10 protein-coding genes are annotated in these 11,679 nt (G+C 30.5%); 8 read left to right on the top strand and 2 right to left on the bottom strand.

The window, feature by feature from the left end; genetic code table 11:
• From N4A35_07125 to N4A35_07095, 7 genes are all read left to right on the top strand, one after another.
• Window positions 1–743: T9SS type A sorting domain-containing protein (locus N4A35_07125; protein MCT4581174.1), on the top strand; the 743-nt coding region annotated here is incomplete at its 5' end.
• 76 nt (window positions 744–819) lie between these two features.
• Complete coding sequence (locus N4A35_07120) at window positions 820–3,669, top strand: histidine kinase (GenBank protein ID MCT4581173.1); 2,850 nt, start codon at window positions 820–822, stop codon at window positions 3,667–3,669.
• 2 nt (window positions 3,670–3,671) lie between these two features.
• Window positions 3,672–4,418, top strand: coding sequence for a response regulator (locus N4A35_07115; protein ID MCT4581172.1), 747 nt, complete (start codon window positions 3,672–3,674; stop codon window positions 4,416–4,418).
• A 208-nt stretch (window positions 4,419–4,626) separates the two neighbouring features.
• Entirely contained in the window at window positions 4,627–6,870 is a 2,244-nt protein-coding gene (locus tag N4A35_07110) for a T9SS type A sorting domain-containing protein (GenBank protein ID MCT4581171.1), read from the top strand.
• Window positions 6,871–7,483: 613 nt separating this feature from the next.
• A complete protein-coding gene (locus N4A35_07105; protein MCT4581170.1) occupies window positions 7,484–8,068 on the top strand; it encodes a hypothetical protein in 585 nt (194 codons plus the stop codon).
• A 125-nt stretch (window positions 8,069–8,193) separates the two neighbouring features.
• On the top strand, window positions 8,194–8,445 hold the full coding sequence (locus N4A35_07100; GenBank protein ID MCT4581169.1) for a cyclic nucleotide-binding domain-containing protein: 252 nt from the start codon (window positions 8,194–8,196) through the stop codon (window positions 8,443–8,445).
• Complete coding sequence (locus N4A35_07095; protein ID MCT4581168.1) at window positions 8,399–8,758, top strand: hypothetical protein; 360 nt, start codon at window positions 8,399–8,401, stop codon at window positions 8,756–8,758. The genes N4A35_07100 and N4A35_07095 overlap by 47 nt, the downstream gene beginning before the upstream one ends.
• Window positions 8,759–8,788: 30 nt before the next feature.
• On the opposite strand, the gene N4A35_07090 is transcribed toward N4A35_07095, so the two are convergent.
• Both N4A35_07090 and N4A35_07085 read right to left on the bottom strand, forming a co-directional pair.
• Window positions 8,789–9,700 carry a helix-turn-helix domain-containing protein gene (locus N4A35_07090; protein ID MCT4581167.1) on the bottom strand — a complete coding sequence of 304 codons (912 nt, stop codon included), beginning with the start codon at window positions 9,698–9,700 and terminating at the stop codon, window positions 8,789–8,791.
• A 77-nt stretch (window positions 9,701–9,777) separates the two neighbouring features.
• A complete protein-coding gene (locus N4A35_07085; GenBank protein ID MCT4581166.1) occupies window positions 9,778–10,263 on the bottom strand; it encodes a hypothetical protein in 486 nt (161 codons plus the stop codon).
• 493 nt (window positions 10,264–10,756) lie between these two features.
• Here N4A35_07085 and N4A35_07080 point away from each other — a divergent pair, with 493 nt between their 5' ends.
• The gene (locus N4A35_07080; GenBank protein ID MCT4581165.1) at window positions 10,757–11,545 is read left to right on the top strand and encodes an SDR family NAD(P)-dependent oxidoreductase; all 789 of its coding nucleotides are present in this window, start codon (window positions 10,757–10,759) and stop codon (window positions 11,543–11,545) included.
• The last annotated feature ends 134 nt before the right edge of the window (window positions 11,546–11,679 follow it).

The raw sequence follows: 11,679 nt of genomic DNA, 5'->3' as shown, positions 1-11,679 counted from the left end.
GTGGTAGCTTTACTTGGATAGATGGAAATACTTACACAACATCGAACAATACAGCAACATATACATTAACAAATGCCGCAGGATGTGATTCAATTGTTACATTAAACTTAACTATTAATAACACCTATGGTACAGATATCCAGTCAGCATGTAATAGCTTTACTTGGATAGATGGAAATACTTACACAACATCGAACAATACAGCCACACATACATTAACAAATGCGGCAGGATGCGATTCAATTGTTACATTAAACTTAACTATTAACTCTTTAACAAATTTAGGCATAACCTCAAACAGCACAACCATTATGACATCCAATATGAATGCAACTTATCAATGGTTAGATTGTGATAACAATTATGATATAATACTAGGAGAAACATCCTCGAGTTTTACAGCAAGTATTAATGGTAATTATGCTGTAGAGTTGACAGAGAATGGTTGTACAGACACAACAAACTGTATAACGATTAATTCGGTTGGTACTTTGGAAAATACGCTAATCAATTATAGTATATACCCTAACCCCACTAAAGAAATGTTTATTTTGGAAATAAGCACTCCATTAGATGCTAATTTGGTTATTTATGATACATTTGGAAAACTAGTTTCTCAAATTAAACTTACCAGTACTTTTCAAAAAATTAACATCAACAACTTAGAATCTGGAGCTTATTATGTAGACATCCAACACCCAAAAATCAATACAGAATTAAAAAAACTATTTGTCTTCAAATAATCCGTTAGCAAAACTGCAAATAAACAATTAATAAATATGCAACTTTACTAATACTATATGAACTCAACATAATTTTATGCGGTTTAATTTTAAGCTATTATTCGTTTGTTGGTTATCACTTTTGGTATCTACTGTATATCCTCAAGAACCCTCTTACGAAACGTATGGTAGTGAAGAGTTGTCTGGATTAACGATCTATGATCAGTTAATGTCTTCGAATGAAATACTTTATATAGCTACAAGTGATGGTGTTTTTTCATATAACTCTATTGAATTTAAAAAGTTAAACCTACCGAAAGGAGTGAAGAGAAAATCCTATTTTGATTTAAAAGAGAATGATCGAAATCAAATTTTTTGTTCTAATTTAAATGGTCAGTTTTTCGAAATTACGAATGATTCTTTGACTTTGTTTTACGAACTTCCAGATAGTTTAGTCGTTTCATTTAATGCGTATACCATTGTAGATAATGGGTTGATAATTAATGCAAAGCGTACATTGCTTATTGGTTGGGACAGAATTCCAATTCAAACCTTAGAATATCCTGTTCCCTTCCTTTCTTCTAATGAGTTAGTGACTGTAAAACTATATGAGAATGAAGATTCTATAGAATATAATATCTATGCTAAAAATGGCTATGATAAGCCTCATCTTTACAGAGTTGTTTTTCCTAACGAAGGGTGTATTTTTTCATTGTATTATCATAAGGGAATTGTTTATTGTAAAGACAAGTGTTCAGATAAATTTATTAAAGTAGATATTCGCAATAATCAATGGAAAACATTTAATTATTCTCCTTTTATAGAAACAGGAATGTTGATAGATGATTCAACTTTTTGGGGAAAACTATCTGCTAATGGAATAGTTGAATTTGAAGCAGAGGTTAAAGATACTATATGCTACAAGTATTATTTTCAAGACATTTATGCTGCACCTCAAGAAACTAGCAAGCATGGAATTTTTATGGGTTCAGATGGAGAAGGTGTTTATCAAATAAAAAATAAGTTTTCACATGAATATCCAACTCTAAAAGGGCGAAAAGATTTGTTGAAAATAATAAAAATACCAGGTCATAATTTTGTAATACAAGCCAAAAGAGAAGTTCTTTTATTGTCTGATGATTTTGTTCCAAAATCGATATTTGCATCAGATGCTAATGTTTCTTTTGTTTATTATGCTGAGGATAGTAAAAAATTAATAATCGAATCAAAAACCAAATTATATACTTATTCATTTGAAACAGGGAAATTAAGATTTCTTACTCAGAACCCTACAGGCGTTAAGTCTTTATTCGAAGTAGCTAAGGATTCTATTTTGTATTCCAGCCCACACGCTATTGGTGTGTTTACATTAGATAAAACCAGTTCAACAAAAAAATACCTTAAAGGTGTTCGTTCTAGCTGTTGTTTGCGAGCTAATAATGCAAAGGATTATTTTGGTACCTATCAAGGGCTGCTTGAGTTTGAAAAAAATCGAAATAAATTTAATTTTATAACATATAAAGGCAGTAATGTTTTTGCAACAAAATTATTTGAGTTTCAAGATCGAATAATTATTTATTCTGCAGAGCATGGTGTTCTAGAATACAAAAACCGTACTGTAAGTCCCTTAATTATTCCCAATGTAACAAGCAAAAATATAAGAGATATCTATTTTCAATCGCCTTATTTGAGTATAGACACTAAGAAAATGCTAGTAGTTTATAACTTAGAATCAAATAAGCAGTTGGTGTTTGCAGAGAGTGATGGCCTTCAATCCACTAACATAAAAGATGTTACAATCGAAAGTAATACATTATATGTGTTAACCGATAAAGGGCTTCAGAGTATATCGCTGTCAAATATTGAAAGAAATGAGCTTACACCTCAAATTCGAATGAATAAAGTGGTAATCAATGATACTGTAATTTTAAAGCAAAGAACTGAATTGAACCATTGGGAAAATAAAATAGCATTTGAGTTGTTAGGTAATGCTTATGGAAAACAAAAAAATGTTCAGTATAAATACCAGTTAAAAGGTTTGTCTAACACTTGGAATGTTAAAGAGTATTATGATAATATTATAGAATATCAATCATTACCTTCTGGAAGATATCAGTTAATTGTTATTCCTGTTTATAAAGGTAAGGAGGGGAAAGCAATTAATTATACGTTTATTATCGCTCCTCCTTTTTGGCAGACGTGGTGGTTCTATTCGCTTTTAGTAATTCTGGGTGTTTTTTCTACAGCATTTATTTATCGTATCTATTCTTTGCGAAAAATCAGAAAAATACAATTAGAAAGTCAAATTAACAAACTACGTCTTCAAGCCATTCAATCGCAAATGAACCCCCATTTTATCTTTAATGCCATTAATGCCATTCAGGATTCTGTTCTTAACGAAGATCAGAGCGTAACTTATCAGCATATTAATAAGTTTTCTAAGTTAGTACGCTTAACGTTAAATTTTTCTAACGAAGAATTAATTTCATTGCAAGAAGAAATAGATTTGTTAAAATTGTACTTAGAGCTAGAGAAAATTCGTTTTCCAGACGAGTTTGATTTTGAGATACATAATTCAGCAAATGTTTATTTAAGTATTTCACCTATGCTTGTTCAGCCTCTTGTAGAAAATGCTATTTTACATGGACTATTTCACAAAAAAGGAAACAAAAGATTAGTTATTACAATTTCAGAAAATCAACACTTATCAATAATTATTGAAGATAATGGAATTGGAAGAGTTGCTGCTTATAAAATTAATCAAAAGAGAAAAAAAGAATACGAGAAGTCATTTGCCACAGGAGCTGTTAATGACAGGTTAGTTATTCTAAAACAAAAGCATGGATTAGATAACGTAGGAATTGAATTCGTAGATTTGTATAATGAAAATAAAACTCCAATAGGAACACGAGTTATTTTAAAATTACCCCTAATACAAAATTTATAAAAATGATAACAGCTATAATTGTTGATGATGAAAAGTCAGCACGAAATGTATTAAATAAACTATTATTAGTTAACCATCCCGAAGTTAATGTGTTGGATCAATGTTCTGATTTATTATCTGCGGTAGCTTCAATTAAAAAACAAAAACCAGATGTTGTGTTTCTCGATATTGAAATGCCTGTACATTCTGGTTTTGAAATTGTAGAATATTTTGATACGATTGACTTTGAAATTATATTTATTACAGCTTATGATAAATATGCAATTAAGGCATTTGAAATAGCTGCTTTAGATTATATTCTCAAACCTATAGAAGTTGAACGTTTGGCAGCTTCCATCACGAAATTGTCTAAAAACGTAGCATTGAATACTATTTCTGAACGATTAAAATTACTCTCAGAAACGATTAACTCTAATGAAGTTAATAAATTATATGTGTTTCATAAGGGAGAACGCCATATACTTGAGGTATCTAAAATTATAGCAATAGAGGCAAAACATGCCTACTGCAATATTTATGTTAGTGGTAAAAATGAAGTCTTTATGATTAGCAAAAATTTGAAGCATGTTACTCAATTGCTAGACGATAATACTCAATTTTATCGAACACATCGTTCTTGGCTTATTAATGTTAATCGTATGAAATCGTATGTCAAATCGAAAGGTGTGATAATGTTGGAAGAGTCTATTGAAGCAAGATTGTCAAAGTATAAATGCGAAGATTTTGAACAATATATCAAAAGTCGTTAATGTTATTCTTAGATGTATTGACTTACATTAAAACCGTACCTTACGGTTAAAGGTTGAACAACTTTATATACTAACAGCTCACTTGTATTGGTTTCGCTTTTTTTGTCTATTCATAAAGAAAATAGGCTACTAGTAAAGTCTTTTGTGTGTCTGTTTCTAATAAAACTAAATTTGCTAATTAAAATTAGACATAATAAAAAACATATCTATGATTAAAAGTAAATTTACATTCATAACACTAATTCTAACTCTTTGTTTGTCCAATTATACAGCACAAACTGCTAATTTTGAATGGGCAAAAACTTTTGTAACCGATACAACAGCCTCAACAATTAGTTCTGCCTTAGGTGTGGCAACCGATGCTAATGGAAACGTTTATACTTGTGGATGGTTTGCAGGTATTGTCGACTTCGACATAAACGGAGCAGCTGGTTCTCAGCTTACTGCATCAGGTCCAACTGATATTTTTATTACCAAACATGATGCTACAGGAAATTTCCAATGGGTAAAACAGATAGGTAGTACTGGTAGAGACGAGGCTACAGCAATTACGGTAGATTCTAACGGAGATTTAATCATTGGAGGTACTTACCGCTATACCGTCGATTTCGACCCAAACGCAGGAACAACTAATCTTACTAACGCTTCTGGTACAGAAGACATTTTCCTTCTAAAATTAGATGCTGGTGGGAATTTTTTATGGGCTAAAAGTATAGAAGGGGTTACCTCAGTAGAATACGTCTACGATATTTCTACAGATGCTAGTGGCAATGTATATACAACAGGGAACTATACTGGAACGCTTGATCTTGATCCAGGGACAGGAGTAAGCAACACTGTGTGGGCTGGAGCTCAGGATGTATTTATTCAAAAGTTAGATGCTAATGGTAATTTTCAATGGGGAAAAAGAATTGGTAGCTCAGGAGGTGATTTTGGAATAACTGTGACTTCAGACAATTCGGGTAACGTATATCTCTGTGGTTTTTTTAGTAATACTATTGATTTAGACCCTGGTAATGGGGTTGTTTTAGTTTCGTCTGCTGGAAGCGCAGATGGTTACCTTCTAAAGCTAGATGCTAATGGTGATTATGTTTCATCACATACTTTTGGTGGTTCTGGCCCTGACTCATACTCCTCAATGGCTTTTGATTCTAATAATAACCTCGTTTTGTGTGGTTATTTTAGTGATAATGTAGATTTTGATCCTACTTCAGGAACATCAATGCAAACTGCAAATAATACGGATATTTTTGTTCAAAAAATAGATGCAAATGGAAACTTGTTGTGGGTTAAAACAAGCACATCTCCAGGTTTTAATCTTGCTTGGGGATTAAAAATAGATGCCAACAACAGCATATACATGACTTCTCGATTTGGTGGTAACTTGTCCTTAGATAATACTCAGACTTTATCATCCAATGGGGGCAACGATATCGTTCTAGAAAAACTGTCATCTACCGGTAGTTTGGTATGGGCAGTTAGTTATGGAGGGCTTGCTAATGATACCCCTAGTGACATCGCGTTAACAACATCTGGCGATATATATACAGCAGGGGATATTAATAGTACTACAGTTGATTTTGACCCTACATCAGGAGTACAAATTCTCAATGGTAATGGTAATCAAAATCAGTCGGTAGGTTTCTTACAAAAAATAAGTCAGGGCAGTTGTACGCCTACTTCTGGAACAGATATTCAAACGGCCTGTGATTCATTCGATTGGATTGATGGAAATACTTACACATCTTCAAATAATACAGCTACACATACATTGACAAATGCAGCTGGTTGTGATAGTGTGGTTACTTTGGATCTTATCATTACAAACAGTACATCTAGTGTTTTTTCGACAACAGCTTGTAATAGTTATACTTGGATTGACGGAATTACTTATACCTCTTCAAACAATACGGCAACCTATACATTGACCAATACGGCAGGTTGCGATTCTGTAATAACACTAAACTTAAATATAAACACTGTAGACACTGCAACATCAGTAACAGGTGCTACAATCACATCGTCACAACAAGGAGCAGGTTACTTATGGGTTGACTGCGACAATAATTTTACACCAGCTAATGGAAATGGACAATCTACTCAAATTTTTACACCAGCAATTAATGGAAATTATGCTGTAATTGTATCAAACAATGGTTGTTCAGAAAGATCATCATGTGTATCAATAAACACAGTTGGATTAAACGAGTTGCTAAGCAATGGAATTACACTTTCTCCAAATCCAACAGCAGACAATATTCGAATTACATCTTCAGAAATATTAGATAATGTTACAATTTATGTAACAGATGCCAAGGGTAGCGTTATTTCTACGAATCAATTTGATTCATTAGTAGAAGAGTATTTAGAATTAGGAGATGCTCCTGGAGTATATTTTATTACAGTTCAAAAAGAGCATCAGATTTCAAGAATACGTTGTATTAAAAATTAAGAATAGTTTTTTCATTTGAAGAAGTTGTTTAAATTTTTCTCTATTTAAAGGAAATATTTAAACAACTTTTTTGCTCTGGAAGACATACTTGGCCAGGTTCTTTTCTTTGCAAGATGTTGTTACCAATCAAGATTTTAACGCAAGTACCAAAATATAGAATTTCTATAGTAAATTTTCTAAATCCTCAATAAGTTAATATAAATAAGTTTAATTCTAATTTGGATTTTATTATTAAATGAAAATTCGAGTAAAATCTACTTAAACTATGTTCTAATAAAAATAAAACATATACTATATTCATTTATAATATAGAAGGAAAGCAAATATATATGAGTTATAAAAATACGGAAGTCAAAATTCAATGTTTAAATTCTTTAAAGAATAAATTCTAAAGAAAGTGAAAACACTATTTTAGGTCAAATTTAGACAACTTCAATGAATAATATTTTATCACAAGAACAATATGCTTAAAAAAAAAAGCGTTTAAAAAAAAGATAAAGGTTCTAATCTGAGTCATTTTTTAGCTATGGAAGATTTAAATTTGACTCAACCTTTTTGTAAATTTTTTATTTGCATGCCATAGCATTGTTATTAATTTAATTTACTTAAAAGAATGAAAAAAACGTTAATTTCACTTATTATTTTATTATTGATAGTAGTAAGTTGTAAAAAGAAAGAGAGTCGTGTTCAATTTGGTGTTTTTAAAGTAACCAATGATACCACAGCTACTATGAATGGAGTAATTGGAGGAAGAATTGAAAGTCACTTTGACAAAATGATTAAATATAACCCAAACATCAGGACAATTATTTTAGAAGATTGTCCTGGGTCTAAGAATGACAATAAAAATCTCCGTTTATCAAAAAAAATATATGATGAGGGAATCAATACAATGCTCCGTTCAAGTTCGGTAATTGCCTCAGGGGCAGTAGATTTATTTCTAGCTGGTAAGAAGCGAACTTTTGATAATGGGGCTCAATTAGGTGTTCACTCTTGGGGCGGAAGAACAGGTAAAACGGCTCAAGATTTTCCAAGAGATCATGAAGAACATAAAAAATATATTGATTACTATAAATATATAGGCATGACTGATCAGGAAGCTAAAGACTTCTATTTTTTTACCATTGATTCCGCTCCAGCGGAAAGTGTTCACTGGATGACGCAAGAAGAATTATTGTTGTATAAAATTGCACGATAAAACCTAATGAATCAGAAGCTCTTAGTTTAACTAATGACCTGACTCAAATTACTTAAGATAGTTTAAAATTGGAGATAAAATATTTTTGCAAAAATATATAAATTAATTTTATATATTTACTTTAAATGACTCAAGCACAAAAATACATTCCTTTAAAAGACTTTCTTGAATGGAATATCGAATACAGATTAGGATTAACAACGCTAACTGTTAAAAAAGGAGAAGTCTTTTTAGAAAAAGGAAATAGGTGTGATTACCTTTACTTTGTTCTAAAAGGATTTGTTAGAATCCACTATTACGACATAGAGGGTAACGATATGACCCATCTATTTGCTTTTCAAAACTCTATTATCACATCTCCTTTTAGTTTTTTTTAAACAGGAGGAAAATATTTTATATTTTGAAGCTACAGAGGAGACAGAACTTATCTTACTAAACTCTAATCAGCTAGAAATAATAATCAATAAAATAGAATATTCAGGTGATGCTATTCGGAATCTTTTTGCTGAATTTGGAATGGTAATGAGCAGAAGAGTTATGAGTATCCATACTCAAACTGCTGAAGAAAGATACCTAAGCTTAATGAACAACTATCCTGAAGTTTTTCAAAAAGCTAAACTAACTCAAGTAGCTTCTTTTCTTGGAATTACTCCACAAAGTTTAAGTAGAATTAGAAAACAAATTATTTAAAATAAACTCGACATTAATTAGGTATATAATTTATTTAATTTTTCTATATTCGATAGGACTTTTATTTGTTAAACGCTTAAACATTTTACTAAAGTATTGTGGATAATCAAAGCCTAAACTATAAGCTATTTCACTCGCACTCAATTGCGTGTTTAACAACTTTTGTTTGGCCATTTCAACAATGTAACTATGAATATGATCCTGTGTACTCTTTCCTGTTTCTTTACGCAATAATTCACTTAAATATTTAGGCGACATTCCCATTTCATTGGCACAATACTGAACAGTAGGAAGTCCTATTTTTAGTTGTTTTTCTGTTTTATAATACGTTTTTAATAGTTGCTCAAAAACACTTACAAGATCCTTATTGAAGTTTGTTCTTGTATAGAACTGACGGTCGTAAAAACGTATACAATAATTTAATAACAACTCAATATTTGCAATAATTAGTGTTTGGCTATGCATATCAATATTATTGCTATACTCTTCTTTTATCTTGTAGGTAATTTCTGTAATTGTTTCCCTCTCCCCTTTCGATAAATGTAAGGATTCGTTACATGCATAATCAAAAAAAGGAAAAGCATCTATCTTTTTACCTAATTCAGAGGCCCTAATTAAATTAGGATGAAACAATAATGTCCAACAGTTCTTATCATCGGATTGATATGCTGAGTTAAATTCTAACACTTGATGAGGAGCTGTAAAAATAACGGAGCATTCCTGAAAATCATAGGTATTTCTCCCATACTTAGAAATAGTATATGCGCAATTTCCTTTTATACTAATTTGATATAAACCTAAAGTATATCTATACTCTTTCGCATCAATAGCCATGTTCATACTATTAAAATCAATAACAGAAACTAAAGGATGCTTAGGAGAATGAATCCCTAAAGACTCATGAATATCATGCAAATTCTCAATATGGATAATATCTCTCATATATATGTATATTTTTTTTCAAAATTAACTAAAGAATCTGAAAACATTATTAGGAATTAACTTTAGATAATTTCAATTTACAATTTCAGCTTTTGTCTTCGTTCTACTTCATCTTTTAATGCTTGGTTAAAACCTTCATATCCTTTTGCATAAAGTTTTGACAAATATCCTCCCAAAAGAAAAGTTGCTCCATTTGTCAATTCATCTGTCTGTATAAAATGAGAAACGTTTTCATCAATCTGTTCTACTTTAAAATGATGATTATCGCATATCCCCATCGGACCTTTTTCTGCCCAATAAAAAGAGGTTCCTTCATTTACATGAATTTGATGATCAATAGAATTATATCTTTTCTTGGAAGGGTTTAATTGAAACTTAGCCGTTATAGTAGCTTTATCTTTTAATTCTCCTTCAATGTCAGTTAAAAATACCCCCCATTTTTTATAAGAACGCGTATCTTTTAATACAGACCAAACTAACTCTTTAGGAGCTTTAATAATAATGTCTGTGTAAATTTTTCTATGGCCTGCTTTTACCTTTTCGATTTTAGTTGATTTATTCATGATTCTGTTTTTTACAAATTTAATAACTGGGTAGAAGGTAGATTGTATAATTTTTTCCTAATTCTGTATTCTTTTTACTGTTTAAAACACCTACTCAACTCAATTTAGATAGAAATTATCTTTACAACCCATTCTAAATCTACTTTTGCTGTATAATCACAATTAGCTAAAAAATAAATTCAAAGGAATATTAGTTCTAGTTAAGAAAGACTTTAAACAGTTTTTATTTGTCCAATAGATGTCTTTTTACATTAGGGTAAAAGTTAAGACATTTAAAGTCGATAATGTAGTATAAAAAACTATGAGACATACAACAAATACATTATTGAACAATCAAAATAAAATTTCAACAATTTATAAAAGCTTTACCATAACAAACTTACTAACTTAACCAGAGATTTACATGACTTACAGCAAATTAAATTTATTTTTTACCATAGGGGTAAAATTCTTACGAAAAACAAAATTTAAATTTGTAAAAAAATAAAAGAACATGAAAACAGCATTAATTACAGGAGCAGCAAGTGGAATTGGAAAAGAATTTACGAAAATTCACGCATCAAAAGAGGGTAATATAGTTGCAGTAGATATGAACTCGGAAGGTTTAGAAAAATTAAAAACAGAAATACAAAGACAATATAATGTTAGCGTATATACTATAGTAAAGGACTTATCTAAACCTACTGCAGCTATTGAAATTTATGAGGAAGTAAAAAACAAAGAAATTAAAGTTGATTATTTAATTAATAACGCTGGATTTGGAGGTGTTGGAGCATTTCACGAAAGAAAATGGGAAATAGATATGGCCATGATTCAAGTAAACATACTTGCATTAACAGCATTAACTAGACAGTTTTTACCGGATTTTATCAAAAGGAAATCTGGAAAAATACTAAATGTATCTTCTACTGTAAGTTTAGTTCCTGGACCATATCAAGCCGTCTATTTTGCTTCTAAAGCATATGTTACTTCATTCAATAGATCAATATATGGAGAACTAATAGGTACAGGAGTTTCATCAAAAGCATTATTACCAGAAGCTTCACAAACAGCATTTGGAAATTATTCAGATATTAATAAAACAGCTAATTTGGTTATTTATGATACCTTTGGAAAGCTAATTTCTCAAATTAAGCTTACCAGTACTTTTCAAAAAATTAATATTAACAACTTAGAGTCTGGAGCTTATTATATTAGCATCAAGCCCCCAAAAATCAATACACAATTAAAAAACTATTTGCCTTCAAATAATCCGTTAGTAAAGTTGCAAATAAACCATTAATAAATATGCAACTTTATTAATACAATATGAACTTCAGCATAAGCTGAATTAAATTCACGTCAAATAAGTACTATTGTTTTTGCTTTAACTAAAACTATTAGTAATGGTGTTATTGATTAATGTATCAAAGATTT

The sequence above is a fragment of the Flavobacteriales bacterium genome (assembly GCA_025210295.1).
Classification (GTDB): domain Bacteria; phylum Bacteroidota; class Bacteroidia; order Flavobacteriales_D; family Parvicellaceae; genus S010-51.
Note: the sequence above shows the minus strand (reverse complement) of the source record. Positions and strands in the feature narration are given on the sequence as shown.